The organism is Streptomyces sp. NBC_01635 (assembly GCF_045209715.1).
In the GTDB taxonomy this organism is placed as follows: Bacteria; Actinomycetota; Actinomycetes; order Streptomycetales; family Streptomycetaceae; genus Streptomyces; species Streptomyces hirsutus.
In genome coordinates, this window is the sequence record NZ_CP109277.1 from 698,786 (window position 1) to 720,152 (window position 21,367).

Annotated in this window: 19 protein-coding genes; 5 read left to right on the top strand and 14 right to left on the bottom strand. The window is 73.5% G+C overall.

Annotation, left to right across the window (positions count from 1 at the left end; genetic code table 11):
• Positions 1 to 172: 172 nt before the first annotated feature.
• From OHB56_RS03550 to OHB56_RS03565, 4 genes are all read right to left on the bottom strand, one after another.
• Positions 173 to 625: an ATP-binding protein gene (locus OHB56_RS03550; protein WP_406351572.1), complete on the bottom strand. Its 453-nt coding sequence runs from the start codon at positions 623 to 625 to the stop codon at positions 173 to 175.
• A gap of 134 nt (positions 626 to 759) precedes the next feature.
• A complete protein-coding gene (locus tag OHB56_RS03555; protein WP_406351573.1) occupies positions 760 to 1,326 on the bottom strand; it encodes a DUF2269 domain-containing protein in 567 nt (188 codons plus the stop codon).
• 134 nt (positions 1,327 to 1,460) lie between these two features.
• Complete coding sequence (locus OHB56_RS03560; RefSeq protein WP_326756574.1) at positions 1,461 to 2,546, bottom strand: GNAT family N-acetyltransferase; 1,086 nt, start codon at positions 2,544 to 2,546, stop codon at positions 1,461 to 1,463.
• A gap of 130 nt (positions 2,547 to 2,676) precedes the next feature.
• Positions 2,677 to 3,213 (bottom strand): hypothetical protein, encoded by a 537-nt coding sequence (locus OHB56_RS03565; RefSeq protein ID WP_406351575.1) that lies wholly within the window; start codon positions 3,211 to 3,213, stop codon positions 2,677 to 2,679.
• Positions 3,214 to 3,742: 529 nt separating this feature from the next.
• Between OHB56_RS03565 and OHB56_RS03570 the strand changes: the two genes are divergently transcribed.
• Positions 3,743 to 4,930: an alpha-lytic protease prodomain-containing protein gene (locus tag OHB56_RS03570; protein ID WP_388434987.1), complete on the top strand. Its 1,188-nt coding sequence runs from the start codon at positions 3,743 to 3,745 to the stop codon at positions 4,928 to 4,930.
• A 272-nt stretch (positions 4,931 to 5,202) separates the two neighbouring features.
• Here the strand turns inward: OHB56_RS03570 and OHB56_RS03575 are convergent, their stop codons facing one another.
• A complete protein-coding gene (locus OHB56_RS03575) occupies positions 5,203 to 5,799 on the bottom strand; it encodes a snapalysin family zinc-dependent metalloprotease (protein ID WP_326756572.1) in 597 nt (198 codons plus the stop codon).
• A 275-nt stretch (positions 5,800 to 6,074) separates the two neighbouring features.
• On the opposite strand from OHB56_RS03575, the gene mgrA reads away from it, so the two are divergent.
• Both mgrA and OHB56_RS03585 read left to right on the top strand, forming a co-directional pair.
• Positions 6,075 to 7,118, top strand: coding sequence for an L-glyceraldehyde 3-phosphate reductase (gene mgrA / locus OHB56_RS03580; RefSeq protein WP_326756571.1), 1,044 nt, complete (start codon positions 6,075 to 6,077; stop codon positions 7,116 to 7,118).
• Between the two features lie 111 nt (positions 7,119 to 7,229).
• Positions 7,230 to 7,712 (top strand): MSMEG_6728 family protein, encoded by a 483-nt coding sequence (locus OHB56_RS03585; RefSeq protein ID WP_055597760.1) that lies wholly within the window; start codon positions 7,230 to 7,232, stop codon positions 7,710 to 7,712.
• A gap of 122 nt (positions 7,713 to 7,834) precedes the next feature.
• On the opposite strand, the gene OHB56_RS03590 is transcribed toward OHB56_RS03585, so the two are convergent.
• The 6 genes from OHB56_RS03590 to OHB56_RS03615 all read right to left on the bottom strand — a co-directional run bounded on the left by OHB56_RS03590 (position 7,835) and on the right by OHB56_RS03615 (position 13,917).
• A complete protein-coding gene (locus tag OHB56_RS03590; protein ID WP_326756570.1) occupies positions 7,835 to 9,121 on the bottom strand; it encodes an ABC transporter substrate-binding protein in 1,287 nt (428 codons plus the stop codon).
• Entirely contained in the window at positions 9,118 to 10,260 is a 1,143-nt protein-coding gene (locus OHB56_RS03595) for a branched-chain amino acid ABC transporter permease (RefSeq protein WP_326756569.1), read from the bottom strand. The genes OHB56_RS03590 and OHB56_RS03595 overlap by 4 nt, the downstream gene beginning before the upstream one ends.
• Entirely contained in the window at positions 10,253 to 11,149 is an 897-nt protein-coding gene (locus OHB56_RS03600; protein WP_326756568.1) for a branched-chain amino acid ABC transporter permease, read from the bottom strand. Before OHB56_RS03600 ends, OHB56_RS03595 begins: the two co-directional genes overlap by 8 nt.
• Positions 11,146 to 11,949 (bottom strand): ABC transporter ATP-binding protein, encoded by an 804-nt coding sequence (locus OHB56_RS03605; protein ID WP_406351578.1) that lies wholly within the window; start codon positions 11,947 to 11,949, stop codon positions 11,146 to 11,148. The genes OHB56_RS03600 and OHB56_RS03605 overlap by 4 nt, the downstream gene beginning before the upstream one ends.
• On the bottom strand, positions 11,946 to 12,728 hold the full coding sequence (locus tag OHB56_RS03610) for an ABC transporter ATP-binding protein (RefSeq protein ID WP_326756566.1): 783 nt from the start codon (positions 12,726 to 12,728) through the stop codon (positions 11,946 to 11,948). The genes OHB56_RS03605 and OHB56_RS03610 overlap by 4 nt, the downstream gene beginning before the upstream one ends.
• 463 nt (positions 12,729 to 13,191) lie before the next feature.
• Positions 13,192 to 13,917: a TioE family transcriptional regulator gene (locus OHB56_RS03615; RefSeq protein WP_326756565.1), complete on the bottom strand. Its 726-nt coding sequence runs from the start codon at positions 13,915 to 13,917 to the stop codon at positions 13,192 to 13,194.
• A gap of 58 nt (positions 13,918 to 13,975) precedes the next feature.
• On the opposite strand from OHB56_RS03615, the gene OHB56_RS03620 reads away from it, so the two are divergent.
• Positions 13,976 to 15,178: an erythromycin esterase family protein gene (locus tag OHB56_RS03620; protein ID WP_326756564.1), complete on the top strand. Its 1,203-nt coding sequence runs from the start codon at positions 13,976 to 13,978 to the stop codon at positions 15,176 to 15,178.
• Positions 15,179 to 15,201: 23 nt separating this feature from the next.
• Here OHB56_RS03620 and OHB56_RS03625 read toward each other — a convergent pair whose 3' ends face one another.
• From OHB56_RS03625 to OHB56_RS03635, 3 genes are all read right to left on the bottom strand, one after another.
• Positions 15,202 to 16,458, bottom strand: coding sequence for a helix-turn-helix domain-containing protein (locus OHB56_RS03625; protein ID WP_326756563.1), 1,257 nt, complete (start codon positions 16,456 to 16,458; stop codon positions 15,202 to 15,204).
• A 142-nt stretch (positions 16,459 to 16,600) separates the two neighbouring features.
• The gene (locus OHB56_RS03630) at positions 16,601 to 19,540 is read right to left on the bottom strand and encodes a LuxR C-terminal-related transcriptional regulator (protein ID WP_406351581.1); all 2,940 of its coding nucleotides are present in this window, start codon (positions 19,538 to 19,540) and stop codon (positions 16,601 to 16,603) included.
• Between the two features lie 223 nt (positions 19,541 to 19,763).
• Positions 19,764 to 20,702: an alpha/beta hydrolase gene (locus tag OHB56_RS03635; RefSeq protein ID WP_326756561.1), complete on the bottom strand. Its 939-nt coding sequence runs from the start codon at positions 20,700 to 20,702 to the stop codon at positions 19,764 to 19,766.
• A gap of 495 nt (positions 20,703 to 21,197) precedes the next feature.
• On the opposite strand from OHB56_RS03635, the gene OHB56_RS03640 reads away from it, so the two are divergent.
• Complete coding sequence (locus OHB56_RS03640) at positions 21,198 to 21,338, top strand: hypothetical protein (protein ID WP_234373164.1); 141 nt, start codon at positions 21,198 to 21,200, stop codon at positions 21,336 to 21,338.
• Positions 21,339 to 21,367 lie beyond the last annotated feature (29 nt).

Here is a 21,367-nt window from a genome sequence, read left to right on the forward strand (position 1 = left end):
CGCAGGGCTCCTGTCCGGCGCCCCGGGCCGGGAAGCCGCCGTGCGCCGTCCGGTCGCCGGGGTTTCCGGGCACCCGCCGGGCCCTGACGCAGGGGCGTGAAGAACGGGGACCCGGAAGCGGGAACGCGGAAGCCGGGGTGTGTGATGCGGAGCCGTACGGCGCGACCGGCCGTCACCGGCCGCCGGTCTCCGTGAGGGAGATCAGGGCCGTGATGCGTTTGCCGGTCGGCTCGGGCTGCACGTCCACCCCGCGGGCGACGGCCAGCACGATCTCCAGGCCGTGCCGGCCCACGCGGTCCGGGTTCGCGGCCCCGGCCACGGGCAGCGCGGTGCTGCCGTCCCGGACCATCACCTCGAGGGCGTCTCCGGCGATGCGCAGGTCCAGCCGGACGGGACCGGGCGCGTACTTGCGGGCGTTGGTGACCAGCTCGCTCACCACGAGCTGGGTGACCTCCATCGCGCGGGCCGACACGGGCAGCGCGTCATCCGCCTGAGCCCGCGTCAGGAAAGCGGCGGCCAGCCGCCGGGCCTCTGCTATCCACGCGCCGTCACCGTCCAGGACATAGGACGCCCGCCGTGGTATGCCGGGCACCGGATCCCCTTCGCCGGCAGGAACTGCTTCCATCCAATCCGCCCTCACTCACCGATCACACTGCGCGCCTACCCGTGATCTCCGGCCGCATTCCCCGGCCCACGACGGCGCCCGGAGCGGGTGCCTGCCTTCCATGCCGGGAAACACGCCAGGTGCGACGAATTGTGTCAGGCGCCTCCGACAGAGCGGTGGGCGCCCGGCACCGGGGCGCCCACCGGTTCTGCCGCTTTCAGGGCGCGGGCCCCGGCGCGCAGACGGCGGCCCCTGCGGGTCAAGCCCCAGGGTTTGAGGATCGAGATCGCCGTCATGAAGACGTAGGCGGACAGGGACACGACCGGACCGAAGAGGACATCGCCCGCGTCGGGCAGGGGGCTCCCCCCGGCCACGGCGGTCACCGCCGCGTTCACTCCCGGCCGCAGCGCGAAGACCGTCGCCGTGGTCGTCGCCAGGGTCAGCCAGAACTTCGTGTACACCCACCGGTGCCTCGCCAGTCCCCACGGGGTGCCCAGGGACAGCACCAGTCCGCTGGTCAGGGTGAGCAGGGCGAGCGGAACCATGAGCCGGTCGGCGAAGAGCTTCATGGCACGGACGGACGCCTCCACGGCGGCCCCGGAATCGGTGGTGGCGGCGGTGACACCGAGCGCGAGCAGCCCGAGGGTGAGCCCGAGCCAGCTCGCGGAGGAGACGACATGGACGACGAGGAGGGCCCGGCGTGCGGGGCGGCTGAGTTTCACCTGCCCCACGGTGCCGGGCCCGGACGTCCGGGGCGTCCCACAGCGGGAGTAACCCCGGGTACTGGCCTCGGCGTACGGGGGAAGCCCCTCACCGGTCGCGCAGCCGGCCCACCTCCTCCAGCGCGCGCCTCGCCTCACCGGTCGCGCAGCCGGCCCACCTCCTCCAGCGCGCGCCTCGCCGCACCGGCCAGCCGGGGGCGGTCGCGAACGAAGCGGCGGGCGGCCCGCGCCGGTTCGCGACTCAGGCGGTACGCGGCCCCGCCCGGCCCCGGGCGTACCACGGCGCCTTCGTAGACGGGCAGTTCACGGGTCTTCAGCGAGTCCTTGTAGCGGGCCGGCCCGCTGCCCAGGTCGACCATGCGGATCCCGTCGGCCGCCGCGGCCTCCAGCATCCGCAGGTGCAGCACCAGCCCGGGTGAGTACTTGCCGTAGTCGCGGTCGTACGCCGGGAACCACCAGGAGAGGACCGTGGGCGAGCGCAGCCCGAAGTGGGCGGCCACGGGGCGGCCGGCGGCGTACAGCACGGAGAGCAGTCCACGGCATTCGGGGTCGTCGCCACTCGCGAGCCGCTCCACCAGAGCGGTGATCCACGGCTGCGCGAACCGGTCCCGGCGCCCGGTGCGCCGGTACTGCGCGGACTTCCAGCGCATCAGCGCCCGTAACGCGTCCGGGTCCCGCGCGTCGTACACGAACCGCACCTCTCCGACCTGACGGGCGAGTCTGCGTTCCTTGGCGAGGGTCTGCTTGAGGAAGCCCGGCGCGTTCGCCCGCAGAAGTCCGGTGTAGGACGCGAAGCCCTCGCCGATGTCGACGACCGGGCTGACGAGTCGCTCGGTGGCGTGCGGTACGAAGAGGTGCTGACCGGCCTCCAGGTTGTCGAACTCCCACGAGGAGAGCCCGCAGGCGGCCAGGAGCCGGCGTGGGTCGACCCGGATGCCCGGGTGCAGGACGGCCCCCTGGCTGTCCGACACCCCGAGCCCGATGGCCCGGCCCTGCCCCAGCAGCCCCTTCTCGTACGGGAAGAAGCCGACGGCGGTGCCGTCCTCGTGGAGTACGGCGACCCTGGCACCAGGCCTGTCGTGCCCGACGGCCGTGGCGAATGCCGGGTCGAGGAAAGGGTTCTCCGGCGCACCGGACTCGCCGCGCAGGTGTCTCCATGTCTTGTGCTCGCCGGGGCCGAGTTCGTCCGGCCGCAGAACGAGAAGGTTCTTTCGGGGCATGCGGGTCTCCTGTGTCGTCACGGGTGCCGGGACGCACGAGGGCCTGTCTGCTGCGGTGCCGTGCGGGGCGTGGGGCCGCCGGGCAGTGCTCGGGCCGCGTGGTGCAGGCCTCGGGCGGTACTGCCGTGGTTCAGCAGCGGAACGTCTGCAGGGCGCTGGCGTCGTGGGCCGGGAGCGCCGGCTCCGCGCCTTGTGGGATGCCTGACGGGTACGCGCGGCGGGCGGCCCGCTCCGGGGGAACCGCGTTCGCCTGGGCGTCCGTCGCCGTGTGCGGTGCCGCCCCGGCCGCTCCGGCGGTCCTCGGTGAGCGGGCGAGGCGGAGGTGCAGTGCGGAGTCCGGGATACCGGGAGAGGGCTTTCCCGCGCGCTGGGGGTCGGGGGCGTCCGGGGTGAGGGCCGGGGCGACTGCCGGGAGGGGCGCCGCGGGGACTGAGTGGTGACCCGACGCCGGGTGAACCGGGCTCGTGGGGTGTGCGGCCATGTGCCGGCCCACGAGGGGGTGGGTCGTCGCCCTGGGCGATTTCGCCATGGAGGGTGCGCACATGGGGCGTTCCGCCATGTGCCGGTCCGGCTGCGTGTGCCGTTCCGCCCCGAGAGCGGGCGAGCACAGGTGCAGGAGCAGAACCGACGTCAGCAGGAGCATCGCCGCCGCCCATCGAGGCCGCACCGGTCACCTCCCGACGTGCATCCCGGCGGGGGTGGGCGTACCGGGCCGGTACCGGGCGAGCCCCCCACAGAACGTACGCCCGGAACGCCTTCCAGTAGCGCCGAGCGCCTCCCGCGTCGTCAAGGCCTGGGCGTCGTCACTGGGCACGCATCGGAACGCGTCGACCCCGTTGCTCTGCCGCCGCACCACTGGTCACGCTCCCCCTGCCCCGGAGCAAGGGCCGTTCACCCCGCCGTCCGGCTTCGTCCCCGGCGCCAAGGTCCGGCCGACGCCGAGCGGGAGGCGGCCGGAAAGGCACGGTGGGCGGAACGGCCGACGGCGCGGCCGGCGCCCGTGCCCGCTGACCGCCCGGCGAGGCCGGGCCGGTACCCGGCACAACCGGACGAGCGAGCGAGCGAAGCAGCGGATTCCGTCATTGGCATGGACCTGATAGCCCGCGCCCGCTAGGCTCTGCCCGACTCACTTGAGAGCGCTCTCAGATTGCGTTTGTTCCACCCCCACCTCGTTGGAACGACGAAGGGCATCTTCCATGAGACGCATCGGACTCACGCATGCCTGCGTGGCCGCACTCCTCATGATCGGCAGCTGGACCGCGGCCGGCACTCCGCCCGCCTCGGCGAGCGACACCCCGGGTTCCGGCTCCCCCACCGCCTCCGCCGCATCGACACGCTCCGCGCCGGCCTCCGCCGCCCTGCTGCAGGCCATGCAGCGGGACTTCGGCCTCTCCCCCGCCGAGGCCGAGGAACGGCTCGCCGCCGAACAGCGGGCCACCGCGCTCGAGCCCAAGGCCCGCAAGACCGCCGGACCGGCGTACGGCGGCGCCTGGTTCGACGAGAAGAGCGAGAAGCTGACCGTCGCCGTCACCCCGGACGCCGACGCCGCCACCGTCCGCAGCCTCCGGTCCTCCGGCGCGGCCGTCCGTACCGTCGAGCACAGCGCTCGCCGGCTCGACGCGACCGTGTCACGCCTGGACCGCCTCGACGCGCCGTCGGGCGTGAGCAGTTGGTCCGTGGACCCGGCCGCCAACACGGTGGTCGTGAACGTCGTCAAGGGCGAGCCGGCCGACAACGATGTCCGGCGGTTCCTCTCCGAGGCCCGCGAGGCAGGACCGGTCACCGTGCGGACCGTGCGGGCGGCCGCCGAGACCTTCGCCGCCGGAACGGTGGGTGGCGACCCCTACTACACGGGCAACGTCCGTTGCTCCATCGGCTTCTCGGTCCACGGCGGCTTCGTGACCGCCGGTCACTGCGGCGGCGTGGGCGGCCAGGTGCGGGGCTGGGACGGCTCCTACATCGGCAACTTCCAGGGCTCCTCGTTCCCGGGCAACGACTACGCGTGGGTCAACGTGGGCAGCGGCTGGTGGACGGTTCCGGTCGTACTCGGCTGGGGAACGGTCTCCGACCAGTTGGTGCGCGGCTCCAACGAGGCCCCGGTCGGCGCCTCGATCTGCCGGTCGGGTTCCACGACCCGCTGGCACTGCGGCAGGCTCCTGGCCAAGAACGAGACCGTCAACTACAGCCAGGGCGCGGTGCATCAGATGACGAAGACGAGCGTCTGCGCCGAAGGCGGCGACTCGGGCGGTTCGTTCATCAGCGGTGACCAGGCGCAGGGCGTCACCTCCGGCGGCTGGGGCAACTGCTCCTCCGGGGGCGAGACCTGGTTCCAGCCGATCAACGAGATCCTGGGCCGCTACGGGCTGACCCTGCACACGGCATGACCGGCCCTCAACGCACGTAGCGCCAACGACACAAGCCCCGCCCCCGAACAGCCGTTCGGGGGCGGGGCTTGCGATGGAGCGCTGGGCAGGCCTTGCACCTGCATCTCCCCGCAGGAAGCGGGGCGTCTTTCCTTGGACCACCAACGCACGGGCTGACTCCGGGAGTTCCGGCGCCTTGACCTGGGTCAACCATAGCCGCATTCGCCTCGGTAGTCACATCGGACGGGTGAGCGGCGTGCGAGGTGGTCCGGTGTACGCGGCGGGGCCTCCGGTCAGTCCCTGATCAGCACGGCTTGGGGTACCGGTCCCGGCGCCTCTGTCTGCTCCGTCCGTTGCGGCGTGCCGGAACGGGCACCGGCGAAGTTGTCCTCGACCTCCGCCCTCTCCGCCGCGTTCGGGTAACGGTTGGTGCACGCGGTCCCCGCGCTGGAGCCGGACATCAGACTGGAGCAGGGGCCCGGCTTGCGGTCCGGCAGGCCCAGGATGTGACCGAGTTCGTGGGCCGAGATGCGGACCGTGTCGTACCCCTGGTTCACGGCCTGGCGCCCGATGTAGACGGTGCCGTTGCCCAGGCTGGTGGGCAGGGCGCGCGGCCAGCCGTTGTCCGCCAGGACCCGGATGTCGGCGCGCTGCCCGGACGAGGCCGGGCGGAGTTCCACGGCGTCGACGCTCTCGTTCCAGATCGCCGCACCCCGGTCGACGGCGGACCTGAACTCCGCGGAGCCGCTCGCGTCGTAGGTGAGCAGGCGGGCGGCCGAAGTCTGCTCGGGGGCGCCGGACGGGGCGGCCACGGCCTGGCCGCCCCACAGCAGGGGAGAGGAAAGCGCCAGAACCGCGGCCAGGCTTCCGGTCAGCGTACGGATGCGCATGATCGACCTCCTCGTGGGGGCAGGCTAGTCGTGCTCATGACACTCACCGCCTGCCTGCCCATCCGGCGGGGGCGGCAATCCGTCAATCGACCCGCGCCGGTCCCGTACGCCGGTCCGCTGCCCCCACCGAGCCCCCCGCCTGGTCGCACGGTTCAGAAGCGGCATCGCTGAATTCCATGAAAGGCATCGGTTGGACTTCCGGATCGCACGGGGGCACTGTGGGCAGGGTTCCAGAGTCCCTCGGACACCCCTGAACCGCACCCGGAGACCACTCGATGAACCACGTGATCAATCCCGAGCGCTACGACGGCACCATGCGCTACCGGCGCACCGGGCGTTCGGGGCTCGACCTCCCCCTGCTGTCCCTGGGCTACTGGCACAACTTCGGTGACGACCGGGCCTTCGGGACCCAGCGCGAGATCGCGCTGCGCGCCTTCGACCTCGGCATCACCCACCACGACCTCGCGAACAACTACGGACCGCCCTACGGCGCCGCGGAGGTCAACTTCGGCCGGCTGATGAAGCAGGACCTCGCCCCGTACCGGGACGAACTGGTGATCTCCACCAAGGCCGGCTGGGACATGTGGCCGGGTCCCTACGGTCAGGGCGGCGGATCGCGCAAGTACATGCTCGCCTCGCTGGACCAGTCGCTGAAGCGGATGGGCCTGGACTACGTTGACATCTTCTACTCCCACCGGCTCGACGCCACCACTCCCCTCGAGGAGACCATGGGCGCGCTCGACACCGCGGTCCGCCAGGGCAAGGCGCTCTACGTCGGCATCTCCTCCTACGACGCCGAGCGCACCCGTGAGGCGGTCGCCATCCTCCGGGACCTCGGGACTCCGCTGCTGATCCACCAGCCCTCGTACAGCATGCTGAACCGCTGGATCGAGACCGAGGGTCTGCTGGACGTGGCCCAGGAGGAGGGCTTCGGGATCATCGGGTTCACGGCGCTGGCGCAGGGGCTGCTGACCGGGCGCTACCTGGACGGTGTGCCGCAGGGGTCGCGGGCGACGCAGGACAAGTCGTTCGACACCGCGTGGCTGACGGACGACATGCTGCACCGGCTGCGCGCCCTCAACGACATCGCGGCCCGCCGTGGGCAGACGCTGGCGCAGATGGCGCTGGCCTGGGCCCTGCGGGACCGTCGGGTCACCTCGCTGGTCATCGGCGCGTCCCGCACCGAGCAACTGGAGCAGAACGTCGCCGCGCTGGACAACCTCGGCTTCAGCGGCGAGGAGCTGACCGAGATCGACAAGTACGCCACCGACGGCGGCGTCGACCTGTGGCGCGAGGCCCGCCTCGGCAACCTGGGCTGAGCAGAGCTGAGCAGAGCTGAGCAGAGGGGTGTGCACCGCGGCGGAAGGGGAACTGCGACGGGGTGGGCCGCGTTCCGCGGCCCCGGTGGCCCCAGCCCTCGGGACGGCCCGATGCAGACGTTCCTGCCCTACCCCGGCTTCCACGAGTCGGCGTCGGTACTCGACCGGCGCCGGCTCGGCAAGCAGCGGGTGGAGGCGCTCCAGGTCCTGCGCGGCCTCATCGTGCCCGGCTACGGGTGGCGCCGGCACCCGGCGGTTCGCATGTGGACCGGCTACGAGGAGGCGCTGGTGCGCTACGGCCTCGAGATCTGCCGGGTCTGGCGCGACCGGGGGCACCAGGACGGCTGCGCCGCCACGCTCGTCGCCGATCTGGCCACCGTCCGGCCTGGCGCACCGGTGCGCGGTCAGCGGGAACTGACCGAGGCGGGTGAACTGCCGCCCTGGCTCGGCGACGACACCCTGCACCGCAGCCACCGTTCGGCCCTGATGCGCAAGGACCCGGTCTTCTACGCGGAGTACTTCCCCGGGGAGCCGGACGACCTGCCGTACGTCTGGCCGGCCTCGGACCGTTCCCCCCGGTTCCTCCCCGGCTGAGGCCGCCGTTCCGCCACCCTCGCACCGCCCGTGACCTGCCCGGCTCCGCCCCGGGCGCACGGACATGCCCCGGCGGTCCCCTCCGCGGGGTCCGCCGGGGCGGGCCGGACGGTGCGGTGCGCCTACCGCCCGGACAGGTACTCCTCGACACCCGGAGCCGTGTGCGCGTCCTCGGCGTTCACGATGCTGCCGACCGCCTTCGCGTCGGGCTTCAGCACATACGTCTCGACGCTCGCCGGACGGTCGGCGTCGGAGAAGTTCTGCGCGGTGCCCAGGCCGGTGTCGGCGTTCTTCTGTGCGCGGTGCGCCTCGAGGACGTCCTCGCGGCTGAGACCGCCCGCCTCGCAGGCCGCCTTCAGGTCGGCGCCCATGAGCTGCGCCGCGTTGTAGCCGGACAGCACCCCGGAGTCGACGGGCGAGTCCGGGAACTTCTTCTTGTACGACGCCACCATGCGCTGGACGCCCGGCAGTTCGGAGCTGACCGCGGGCGCGGCGCTCACGACGTGCAGCATGGCCGCCAGGGCCGGCGCGGCGGGGGTCTCCATGAGCTGCGGTGCGTAACCCGGCGCGCTGCTGACCACGGGCACGCGCAGGCCGCGGGAGGCGGCGACGCCGACGAGGGAGGCGGTCTGGGCGGGGCCCGCGCTGATCAGGACTGCTTTGACGCCCTCCTTGCTCAGGGCGGACACCTGTGCGGACAGGTCGGTGTCCGTGGCCTGGATCTTCTGCCCGACCACCTTCAGGCCGGCCTGCTCGGCCGCCCACGTGGAGCCTTCCAGGGCGTTGCTGCCGTAGTCGCCCTCGAAGTAGACGTGGCCGATCGTGTCGCCCTTCTTCAGTCCCTTGGTGCGGGTGAGGAAGTCGACCGCGGCGATCATGTCGATGTCGTAGGTGGTGCCGAGAACCTGGATGGCCTCCTTGCCGAGCAGGGAGGCCGCCCAGGCCTGCGGGAAGGTGAGCATCTTGTCCCGCTCGATGTCGTCGAGCAGGGCGGCGACGACGGGCGAGCCGATGACCTGGGGCATGGCGACGACGTCCGGGGCGAGGTCGGCGTAGGCGGTGACGGCCTTCTGCACGTCGTACCCGTGGTCCTTGACGACGATCTCGATCCGGCGCTCGCAGATGCCGCCGTCGGCGTTGACCTCGTCGGCCCACATCTGCTGGGCCTGCACGATGCTCTTGCCGAGCGTGGCGTAGGGGCCGGTCAGGTCGGTGAGGGCGCCCAGCCTGATGCTTTCGGCGCCGATGCCGGGGCCGGTGCGGACGCCGTCGGCTGCGCCGGCGCTCTTGTCGCCTCCGCCGTCGCCGTCGGCCGCCTTGGAACTGCATCCGGTGGCCGCGAGCAGCAGGACGAGGGCTCCGGCGAGGGCGGCGCCGGTGGTACGGCGCCGGTGATGCGTGGTGTTCACGGGGTGTGCTCCTTGGATCGTGCGGTTGCGGCCGGTTGCGGTGGTGAGAGGGCCGGGTCCGTGGCGGAGGGCCGGGGGCGCCGGCGCCGTATGCGGTCGCGGGCCCGGCGGGCCAGTCCGTGCAGGCCGTCGGGCGCGTACAGCAGGACGAGGACGATCGCGGCGCCGTAGAGATAGCGGGCGGCCTCGGTGGGGCCGACGGAGCCGTCGGCCGAGCCGGGGGCGGCCACCAGCGGGAGCTGGTCGGCGTAGCGGGTCATGAGCAGCGGGAGCGCGGTGACGAAGACGGCGCCCGCGGTGGCTCCGGCGACGGAGCCGAGCCCGCCGATGACGATCATGGCGAGGTAGTCGACGGAGAGGACGAGGGAGAAGTAGTCCGGGACGACCCGGCGGAAGGAGAGGGCGAGGAGCACGCCCGCGAGCCCGGCGTACATGGACGACACCACGAAGGCCGCCGAGCGGTGGCGGGCGACGTCGACGCCCATCACGGCGGCCGCGGTCTCGCTGTCGCGCAGGGCGGCCAGGGCGCGGCCGGGGCGTCCGCGCAGCAGGCCGCGGGCGGTGAACCAGGTGAACGCGAACAGGGCCAGGCCCAGGAACCACAGCCGCTCCTCCGCACCGAACGGCACGCCGAGCACGGTCAGTTCGGGGTCGCCGGCCCCGAAGGTGAAGCCGCCGAGGGTGAGCGGTGGCACGGAGCGGCCGTTGAATCCGCCGGTGACGGAGTCGGCGGTCAGCAGCACATGGTGGCCGAGGAAGACCAGGGCGAGGGTGGCGATGCCCAGGTAGATGCCGCGCACCCGGGCGGCGACGGGACTGAACAGTCCGCCCGCCGCGCCGGCCAGCAGTACGGCGAGAAGGGCAGCGAGGGCGGGCGGCAGCCCCGGTCCGGGCTCACCCGCCAGCCAGGTGTAGCCGTAGGCGCCGGTGGCGAGGAAGAAGGCGTGGCCGAGGGAGAGTTGTCCGGCGGTGCCGGTCAGCAGGGCGAGGCCGACGGCGCCGATGGCGGCCGCCATGGAGAACAGGCCGATGCGCAGCCAGAAGGCGTCCAGGTAGAACGGCGGGAGGCACAGGACGACGGCGAGGCACACGATCCGTGCTCCTCGGCCGGTCAGGGCTCCGGGGATGCGGTCAGACACGGGCCGCTCCCTTCGCGCCGAACAGCCCCGTGGGCCGTACCAGGAGCACCAGCAGCATCACGGCGTACGGGGCGACGTCGCCGAAGCCCTCACCGAGGACGTGCAGCTCGGACTGGTAACCGACGACCAGCGCCTCGGTCAGGCCGATGAGCAGGCTGCCCGCGAGGGCCCCGGCCGGGGAGGCGAGCCCGCCGAGGATCGCCGCGGGGAACGCGTTGAGTGCGATCAGGCCGGTGCTGCGCTCCAGGCCCGGTGCCGGGAAGGCGGCGAGGAACACGGCGGCGAGGGCGGCGAGCGCGCCCGCCAGGCACCAGGCGCCGGCGCGTACCCGGCTGAGCCGTATGCCCATCAGGGAGGCGGCCTCGAGATCCTCCGCCGCCGCCCGCAGGGAAAGTCCCCAGGAGGTGAACCGGAAGAGCGCGAACACGCCGCCGATGACCACGGAGGACACCACGATGGCCGCGAGCCGGCTGTCGGCGACGGTCACCGGGCCGAGGTCGGTCACGGCGTCGCCCCACGGGTCGCCGAGGGACAGCAGGTCGCCGCCGATGCGCCGGGACAGGTCGGTCAGCAGGACGATGTCGATGCCGATGGTGACGATGGTCTGCACGTGGGCGGAGTGCGCGTCCTGTCCTCCGCGTTGCAGCAGGAACCGGTCGAGGGCGCCCGCGAGGGCGGCGGTGGTCAGGACCGCCAGCGCCAGCGCGCCGGCGAAGCCGAGATCGTCGTGGAGGACGGCGGTCAGGTAGCCGCCGAACAGGAGCAGGGAGCCGTGGGCGAAGTTGAGGACGCCGGACGCCTTGAAGATGACGACGAAGCCGAGGGCGACCAGTGCGTAGACCGCGCCGAGGGCGATGCCGCCGAGGACGTTGTCCAGGAATACGGTCATGCCGCGTCCTCCCCCTGAGTGTCGGTGCCGAGGTAGGCGCGCAGCACCTCGGGGTCGCGGCGGACCTCGTCGGGGGTGCCGTGGGCGATGGACCGGCCGAAGTCGAGCACGGTGACGTCGTCGGCGAGGCGCATGACCAGGCCCATGTCGTGCTCCACGAGGACGATGGACAGGCCGAGTTCGGTCCGCAGTTCGCCCACGACCACGGCCGTGCGGGCGCGTTCGGCGGCGTTCATGCCGGCCACCGGTTCGTCGAGCAGCAGCACACGTGGCTCCAGGCAGAGGGCGCGGGCGAGTTCCACGCGTTTGCGGTCGCCGTACGACAGGAGGGCGACAGGGCTGTCGAAGTGGGCGCCGAGGCCGGTCAGTTCGGCGATCTCGCGGGCTCGTGCGAGATGCCTGCGCTGTTCGCGGACGGCGCCCGGCAGGCGCAGCGCGGTGGCGGCGAAGCCGGCGCGGGTCAGGGCGTGGCGGCCGAGCATCAGGTTGTCGGCGACCGTTCCGTGGGTGGTGACGATGTTCTGGAAGGTGCGGGCCACGCCGAGCGCGGCGATGCGGTGCGGGGCGAGCCGGGTCAGTTCGGTGTCGCCGAGGGTCACCGTGCCCGCGGCCGGGCGGCACAGGCCGGACAGCACGTTGAAGCAGGTCGACTTGCCGGCGCCGTTGGGTCCGATGATCGCGTGCACCGTCCCGGGTTCGACGGTGAGGGAGACGGCGTCGAGGGCGGTGAGTCCGGCGAAGCGCACGGTGACGTCCCGTACGTCGAGCACGGGCGGCGCGGTGGTGGTGCGGTCGTTCACGCCGCCCCCTGGTCCTCGGCCGCCTCGCCCAGGTAGAGGCGGCGTACGGCGTCGGTGCGGGCGAGTTCGTCGGCGGGGCCGGACAGACGGGTCTCGCCGACCTCGAGGACGTGGGCGTGATCGGCGAGGGAGAGTGCCATGCCCGCGTTCTGCTCGACCAGGAGCACGGCGGTTCCCTGGGTGTTGATCTCGCGGATCACCTCGGCGATCCGGTGCACCATCCGGGGCGCGAGGCCGAGGGACGGCTCGTCGAGGAGCAGCAGCCGGGGGGCGGCCATCAGGGCGCGGCCGATGGCGAGCATCTGCTGCTCGCCCCCGGAGAGCAGGCCCGCGGCCTGGTGGGTGCGTTCGGCGAGCCGGGGGAAGAGCGTGAACACGCGCTCCCGTGCCTCGTGGACCTGGGCCCGGCCGCGACGGCTGAGTCCGAGTCCGCCGCTGCGCAGGTTCTCGTCGACCGTGAGTCCGGCGAACACCCGCCGCCCCTCCGGGACCTGGACGACTCCGGCGCGTACCGCCGTCACGGGGTCCTTGCCGTCGAGCACGGTGTCTCCGTAGCGGATGCGGCCTGCCGTGATGGCGCCGCGGTGCAGGCGCAGTGTGCCGGACACGGCCCGCAGCAGGGTCGTCTTGCCCGCGCCGTTGGCGCCGAGCAGGGTGACGACGCCGCCGTGCGGCACGGTGAGGGACACGGAGCGGAGGGCGGACAGGGCGCGCCCGTACGTCACGTCGATGTTCTCGACGTGCAGCGCGGGCGGGTCGTCCGGTGGTGCTTCGGGCATCACGGCTCCTCGGGGCCGTTACCGCACGGCGGCGACGGCTTCGACGGGAAGGGGAGCTCACGACAGCACGGGCGCGGGCGCGCCGAACAGACTTCCGGCCCCGCTCGCTGCGATGTCCCAACGGGGGCGGGCGGGGGTTGTGCGGGTGCCCAGGAGAACCCCCGGAGGGGCGTGCGACCGGATCCCGCGAGCAGCCGGTTCGGGCACGGCGGCCGGCCGCGCGCTCCTGGTGTTCGCCGCACGCCGCGGTCGAGACCTGCTGCCGGGGGGTGTGGTGGCCCGTCACGGTGCCGTCGCCGGGGCCGCGGCCGGAACACCGCGGCGGATCCGCACTCTCAAGGCACGCCCGACGCATCCGGCGCGCCGGGGCGGCGAGGGTCCGATTCCGGGTCCGGGGCCGGGTCCGATTCCGGGGCCGGGGCCGGGAGAGGGCCTTCGGGCACCGGGGGCCGGGGGCCGGGGGTCAGCCGCGTGTGCGGAGGTACGCGTCCAGTTCGGCGGCCCCGGTCAGCATCGCGCGCCCGCGGGCGGACAGCCGGGCGTGCCAGTCGTGGAGTGCGGCTTCCAGGGGCTCGAGGCCGCCTGCCGACCGTACCTGGGCGATGAGCGGGGCGATCTGCTCCAGCAGGTGGCCGCCGCGCCGGAGTTGGTGGGCCAGCCGGGCGTCGCGCTCGTCGGCCTCGTCGTAGACGCGGTAGCCGGTCAGCGGGTCGCGGCGCGGGCTCACCAGACCGGCGCGCTCCCACTTGCGCAGCGTCGCGGGACGGATTCCGAGCTCGCGTGCCAGCGGCCCGATGAACGTGCCGCCGGGCCCGGACGAGGGGCGGGGCTCCGTGCCGGGCGCCAGGTCGTCGAGGGCGTTCTCCACGGCCCGGAGTGTGCGCCGGTCGTCGAGCAGTCGGGCGTGGCTCTCGTCGACGATCCGCAACGCCTCGTCGACCGCGGCCCGGTTCACGGCCCGCATGATCGCCGTCGCCGTCGCATGGCCGTGGCCGGGCACCAGGGCGAGGAACGCGTCCAGGGCACGTGCGTGCAGCGGGGTGTAGGTGCGGTGGCCGTGGGGGGTGCGGTCGGCGGGCGGGAGGATGCCGGCCTGTTCGTAGTTCCTGACGGCCTGGGTGGACAGACCGTGGCGGCGTGCCAGGTCGATCGGCCGTAGCCGTTCATCGCTTTGAGGGTTTCGCCCCATGGAGCGGACCGTATCGCGGGAAAGTCTCCACCGAAAGTTCAACGATAGCGTTGAGGGTATGGCTACTCAGTTGAAGGACGCCGTGCGAGCCGTCGACGCCACGGCCGCCATGGACCTGCTCCCCGGCCGGCCACGACTGCTCGCCCTCGGGGAGCCCACCCACGGCGAGGACACTCTGCTGGACCTGCGCAACGAGTTGTTCCGGCAGCTCGTCGAAGAGGAGGGCTACCGGACGATCGCGGTCGAGAGCGACTGCCTGATGGGCCTGGTCGTGGACGACTACGTCGCCTCGGGCAGGGGCACCCTCGACGAGGTGATGGAGCGCGGATTCAGCCACGGGTGGGGCGCCTTCGCGGGCAACCGCGAACTCGTGCGCTGGATGCGGGAGTACAACACGGGCCGGCCCGCCTCCGAGCGGCTCCGCTTCGCCGGTGTCGACGGCCCGCTGGAGATCACCGGCGCCGCGAGCCCCCGGCAGGCCCTGACCGCACTCCACGCCTGCCTTGCGGCCGCTGTGGACACGGACCTGCTCCCCTGCACCGCGGAGACGCTCGACCGCCTCATCGGAGCGGACGGCCGTTGGACCGAACCCGCCGCGATGAGGGACCCCTCCCGGTCCGTGGGGCGCTCGGCCGAGGCCGGGGAGCTGCGGCTGCTCGCCGACGACCTGGTGGCGCTGCTCGACGCGCGGGGCCCTCAGCTGCTCGGGACGGCCTCGCGGGACGCCTGGGAGCGGGCCCGCCTGTACGGGCGTACCGCCACCGGCCTGCTGCGGTACCACCACGCGATGGCCGACCCGTCCCCGGTCCGGATGGCGCTGCTGATGGGTCTGCGGGACCTGATCATGGCCGACAACCTTCTCGCCGTCGCCGAGCGGGGCCCGGCGCTTGTCCATGCCCACAACGTCCATCTCCAGCGGAACCGGAGCGAGATGCGGGTGGGCGGCCTGCCGGTGGAGTGGTGGAGCGCGGGCGCGCTGGTCGACGCCCGCCTGGGCGCGGAGTACGCGTTCCTCGCCACGGCGATCGGCACGCTCCGGCACCGGGACGTGGGCACTCCGCCCGCGGACACCGTCGAGGGACTGCTGTACGCGCTCCCGCAGGACCGCTGTCTGGCCGGCGGTCCCCGGCTGGCCGGGCTGCTCGGCTCCGGCCCGCCCGCTCCCCGGGTGTCCCCCTGGTTCGGGTACATCCCCTTCGACCCGGCCCAGGTGGAGAAGGCCGACGGGATCGTGTTCGTCAAGGACGTCCCGGAGCGCTGACCGTACAGCCCTTGGCGCTCGGGTCAGCGCGGAAGGAGCCTGCGGGCGGTCAGGGCGAGGGTGACCTCGACGAGGTCGAAGGGGCGGGAGAGGGAACGTCCGGTCAACTGCTCGTAGCGGCGCAGTCGGTTGAGGACGGTGTTGCGGTGGCAGTACAGGCGTCTGCTCGCCCGCTGGGCGGATCCGTCGCAGGCCAGCCAGGTGGCCAGGGTGTCCAGCAGGACCTCCGCGTCGGCGGGCTCCAGCCGTGCCAGCGGGCCGAACAGCCGGTCGGCCAGGGCCGCGCCGAGGTCGGGGGACGACACCACCAGGGCCGCCGGCAGGTGTTCCGTCAGGCGGACCGTGCCACCGGTCTCCGGGCACAGGCTCAGCGCGGTGTCCGCCAGCCTGCGTGCCTCCCCCACCGCGGCGAGGCCTTCGACGGCGCTGCTGACACCCACCCGTACGCCCGGCGGCTGTTCATCCGCCACCACCGGCTCCGTGTCGTCGGAGACCCGGACGATGCCGTGGTCGGTGTCCACGCCCGTGTGCCAGTGCACGCGCACACCCGGAGCGAGCACCGCCTGTGCACCGGGACAGGCGGCGAATCCGCCGGCGACCGCGACGACCACGTACCGGCCGTGCTCCGGCAGGTCCAGCGCCAGCGCGGCCTCGGGCAGGTCGGCGATCCTGCTGGTCCCGTCGAGCAGCGCCGCGGCCAGCAGCCGCACCCTGTTCTCCCGCCGCCAGGCCAGTTGCCGCTCGGTCTGCCGGTAGGAGTCCGCCACGACGGTGCAGTGCTCGTCGACGAAGTTCCACACGTCGGACGCCACGTGCACCAGCAGCCGCACGTCCTCGGGAGCCGCCCGGGAGGTCTCCTCCACCAGGCTCTGCCACACCAGGGAGCCGCCCAGCCTGAAGGCGTGCAGCAGCGCGTCCAGCGGGAGCCCCTGCTCGGCGCGGGTGACGCCGATCTTCCAGGAACAGCGGCGTGCCGCGTCCCTGACACCGCGCGGATCCAGCAGCGAGGCGATGCTGTGCCGCAGTGAGCGGTGGACCTCCTGCCAGATCTCGGTGGCGTCGTTCTCGATCGCCGACCGGTAGGCGGGCTCCTGGTCCTGGAGCAGGGCGACCAGTTGGTCGGAGAGCCTGGGCAGGTCGTCCAGCAGTATCCGGGCGGCCCGGTGCAGTACGCTCAGCGCGTCGGCGTCGATCAACGACCGCACACGCGGTGCCCGCGCCCGTGGTGCGGGCACGGGCCCCGGGCGCGGCAGGCTCCGTGGCCGTACGGCGTGTGGCATCGCGCATCTCCCCCAGGCTCGGCTTCCCGGCGGCACCCGCGTGACGGTCCCGGTACCGGCTTCGGGCCGGTCGCGAGGTCCGTGGGCGGGCCGCCACCCGACTCGTCCTGCCCCGAAGGATGGCATACCGTCCGGTCGGTCCCTAGAGCTGTGCACCGGTCTTTTCCTCCCGTTCGACCAGTCGGACCAGTTCGACCCGGGAGCGGACGCCGAGCGTCGCGAAAACGTTCCGCAGGTGGTAGTCGACGGTACGGGTGCTGACGGACAGGCTCAGGGCCACCTCCCGGTTGGTGGCCCCCTCGGCGACACACCGCGCGATACGCAGTTGCTGCGGGGTCAGCAGGGACAGGTCCCGCGCTCCGTGCCGGCGAGCCGCGCCGGCCTCCGGCCCGCTCGGCGCCGCCCCGCCTGCGCGGAGTTCCGCGGCCGCCTGGCGCGCCCAGAGCTGCGCGCCGCAGCGTTCGAAGTCGACCAGCGCCTCCCCGAGCCGTGCGCGGGCCTCGCGCAGTCTGCGCCGGCGGCGCAGCCACTTTCCGTGCAGCAGTTCGGTACGGGCCCGTTCGAAGTCTCCGGACGTCTCGTCGTGCCGGTCCAGGGCACGCAGGTACAGCTCGTCGGCTGCCTCCGGTGCGGCCAGCAGAGCGCGGCAGCGCAGGAGTTGGGCGGGAGCCTGCGGGTCGGCGCCGCAGCCGGCCCACAGCGCGAAGTCCTCGACCACCGCACGGGCGTCCTCGGGCCGGCCGGCCCGTGCGGCGGCCTCCACGAAGCAGGGGACGGCGAGCATCCACACCGCGAAGTGCCCGCGCCGCGCGCCGGGACGGACCAGCGGGCCGAGCCGGTCGGCGGCCTCCTCGGGACGGCCCTCGCCCAGGTCGGCGCGGGCCGCCGCCCACTGGGCGAGCAGCGCCGCCTGGGCCAGGCCGTGCCGCCGGGCCGTGGTGAGCGCCGCGGTCGCGTGCTCGGTGACGCGCGCCCGGGCGCCCTCGATCGATGCCGCCAGCGCCAGTACCGCGTGATGGTGTGCGGCCGTGTTCCGCTGCCCGGCCCGGCGCGCGGCGCGCAGCCCCTCCTCGGCATGAGTCCGGGCCAACTGGTGCCTTCCGGCGCGCAGTTCGGCGTAGGCCAAGTACTCCAGGGCTCTCGGTTCGAGGGCGGCGGTGCCCAGGGTGCGTGCCGATGCCAGGGCCCGCGCCCCGGCCCGGCGGGCGGCGCCGACGTCGCCGAGCATGAGGGCGGCCGCGGCCGAACGCAGCAGCCGTTCGGGCTCGGTGGCGGGACGGCCCCAATCCACCACCCGGTTCAGCGGGGCGGCGGCGAGGTCGAACCGCCCCAGCAGCACGGCGCGCATGCCGTCCCGGTGGTCGCGGAGCAGGGCGGACGGGGTAACGGAGGGCTGCGCCGGGGTGGCCCCCCGGTGGACCGAGGGACCCTCGGGCGACTCCCGTTCCCCCGCCTCCTGCGGACCCGCCGGGTTCGCACCCGCGGCGCGGAGGTCGAACTCCCCCGCGACGGCGGCCTGGACGGAGGCACCATGAGTGTCGTGGGCGTCATGGGCGTCATGGGTGAGAGCGCGGAGGCAGCCCTGCCGGTCGCCGGCGGCCCAGGCCGCGTCCGCCGCACCGAGGACCGCCGTGTCGGCCTGGGCCGGTCCCGGTCCCGCCAGGAGGCCGGCGGCCAGCAGAAAGGACTCCCGGGCGTCGTCCACCGGACCGTCGGCCAGGAGCACTCTGCCCCGCAGGAGTTCGGCGCGGCCGCGTACCGGCGCCGGCACCGGCCGACTCCCTGCGGCGTCGAGCAGCCGCAGGGCCTCGGGCGGCTGCCCGGCGAGGAGGGCCTGTTCCGCGGCGGCCGTGTAACGCCGCGCCCGCAGCACGTCGTCCGGCGTCAGCTCGGCGGCACGCACCCGGGCCGTGCGGCGCAGGGCGGGCGGTGTGCCGGAGGCCGAGTCGGCGGCCGCGGCCTCCAGTTCGGCGGCCAGCACCGCGTCGGGTCCGGGAGCGGTCCACGAGTGGTGCAGCAGTGCGGGCACGCCGTGCGGTGCGGGGTGTGCCGCGGCCAGCGAGCGGTGCGCGGCACGGCGGCGTTCGGACGGGGCACCGGCGTACACCGCCCTGCCGACCAGCGGGCTGCGGAACCGGAGCCGGCCCCCGGGGACCGCGAGCAGCTCGGACGCCTGCGGTAGCTCGGACGGTTCGGGAGGTACGTCCTCGTCCCGACCGCCGAGGCCGTTCGTCGCCCGCCCTACGAGTGCGGCCTCGGCGTCCTGCTCCCCCGTGGCACGCATCGCCGCCGCGACGACGAGCAACAGGTCGGCCCGGTCCGGCCGTTGCCCGCTCAGACATCCGCCCGCGACGGCGGTCAGCGTCCCGGCGTCGGCCAGGGGGCGGGGCAGCGCGTGGTCGCCGTGAAGCTGGGCGGGCGAGAGCCGGTGGGCCAGGGCCAGCAGCAGCGCGGGGTTGCCCTGCGCCTCGGTCACCAGCTCCTCGCGGACGCCCGGGTCGACGGCACCGTCCGTCAGATCGTGCAGCAGTCCCGCCGCGTCCCCGGGCGTGAGCGGGGTGAGTTCCAGCACCGGCAGTGTCGCCCATTCCCTTTCCACGGGCCGGTGTCCGGGCACGGTGACGAGCAGGCCCACCCGGTGAACGCCGTCCGCCGTGTGCACCCGTGCGGCCACCCGGCCCAGCGCGGCGCGCGAGGCGGTGTCCCACAGGTGCACGTCGTCCACGCACACCAGCAGGGGTGAACGCGCGGACGCCGCCCGCAGGATGTCCAGGAGCACCTCCCCCGCCGTGCCGTCGCCGGGGACGCGCCCGGCGTGGCGGGCGGCGCGCCACAGGGTGCGCAGACCGCTGTGGGGCTGCGGGGAACAGGCCGGTTCGGCACGGACGTGCCACACCGGTCCGGCGCGGAAGGTGCGTGCCGCGAACTCCAGGAAGGCCGTACGGCCGCCACCGGGTTCGCCGGTCACGACATGGGCGCCGCCGTCGGTGCGCAGTCCGTCCAGCAGCGTGGCAAATGTCTGCCGTCGGGGTCCCGCGCGGTACCGGAGCGGAGCGGATCCACGGGTCGTCTGTCCGGTCATTTCCGCGACGTTACTTACGCGTAAGAAGCGGTGGAAGGTGTCCGTCCGGGTGCCGGAGGCAGCCCGTCCGCCGTTCCACCAGGGGCTTTTCACAATGTGTGCGGCGGGCGGCGTGTGTCGCCGCCCAAGCGGACGATCCTTCGGTGGTGCACGCGCACAACGCCGGTGGCGGCCCGCATCGTGCACGGGCCGCCACCGGAGCCTGCCGGTGTCCGACGGGATGTCAGGAAGTGTGTGGGCAGTTGCCCCGCGACTCCGCGATCGTGAGGCTCCGCTGCGGCAGCGGGCACAGGAACTGCTCGTAGCGGGTGTCGTTGTCGATGAACCGCTTCAGCCAGGAAATGCTGTACTTCGCGATCGTCGTGTTGCTGGAGTTGGGCGTGAAGTGGGTGGCGTTGTTCAGTTCCAGGTAGGCCCGGTCGAGGGAGGACGGCAGACCGGTGTAGAGGGGCTCGGCGTGGGTGGAGACCGGGGCGACCGTGTCGCCGTCGGCCCCGAAGATCAGGGTGGGGGTCCTGACCTCGGGCCACGTCTTGTCGAGGTTCCAGGGGGTCAGCGGGATCGCCGCTTGGAGCGAGGGACGGTCCTTCGCCGCTTCGAGGCTGCCGCCGCCGCCCATCGAGTGACCCATGACGCCGAGGCGGCTGCTGTCGATACGGCTGCGGACCGCGCTGCGTCCGGTGAGGTAGTCCAGCGCGGCGAGCAGCTGGTCGCCGCGGGAGTCGGGCTGGTCGAGGGTGGTGTTGGTGTCGATGGTGAACACGACGAAGCCCTGGGAGGCCAGGCGCGGGCCCAGCCAGGCGATGGAGGACTCGTAGGCGGTGAAGCCGGGTGAGATGGCGATCGCGCCGAACGTGCCGTCGGCGGTGCTGCTCGGGTAGTAGATGGTGCCCCCGCCGAAGCCGGTGACGGAGAGCGAGGAGACCGAGGTCTCGGAGACGGAGTACGGGCCGCGCAGCGCCTCGATGCTGGACTGGGACGGCGCCGGACCGCGCTCGTAGGGGTTGGCCGCGGCGTGGGCGCCGGGACCCGTGAGGGTGCTCAGGCCGACGACGGCGGCGACGGCCGCGGCCAGTCCGGCGAACCGTCCGGTCCGGCCGCGCCGGGTGCGGGAGGGGCGCGCGGTCGGGCCTGCGGTGCTGGTGTGGGGGTGCTGCTGCACGGCGGGGAGTCCTCTCTGTGGCGGCGGGCCGCCCGGTGGCCGGTGCACGGGTACGACGTGGGATGTGACCGTGCGCCGGCCGTGGGCGCCGCCGATGGGCTGGCGGTTGCCACTGTCGGAGAGGAAGGAGTCCGCGCGGACCGGCAATCTCACCGGTCTCGTCGCTCCGCCGGCCGACGGCGCACCGGCCCGTCGGCGGGGCGGCGGGGCAGCGGGCGGAGCGGTGGTCGGCGGCCGGAGCGGCGGGGCAGCGGTGGCCGGCACCGTATGCGCGAGAGGAGCCGGGGTGGAGAAGAGGAGCAGGTGCGGTCACCGTCGGAGTCGGCGCCGACGGTGACCGGCGTACGGAAACGCACCCGCCCCCCACATCACCCGCATGGCCCTCTCCGGACGTCGCATCGGCCCGCGCCGTGCTCGTATGGAAGCGGCCTGCCTACCCGGAGGGAGCTGGGAATGCACGAGATGTGGTGCGGTGCGGACACTTCGGGGGAGCCTGTGTGGCATGTTCTGACCACCGACAGAACGACCACGCTGTGCGGAGTGGAGAAGGAGGACGAACCCCGTCGGCGGGACGCGACGGACCGCCACTGCTTCCCCTGCATGGAGTCGTTCCAGGAGGTCGTGGAAGCCGGCTGACGACCCGGCACACCGTTGTGCCCCGGTAC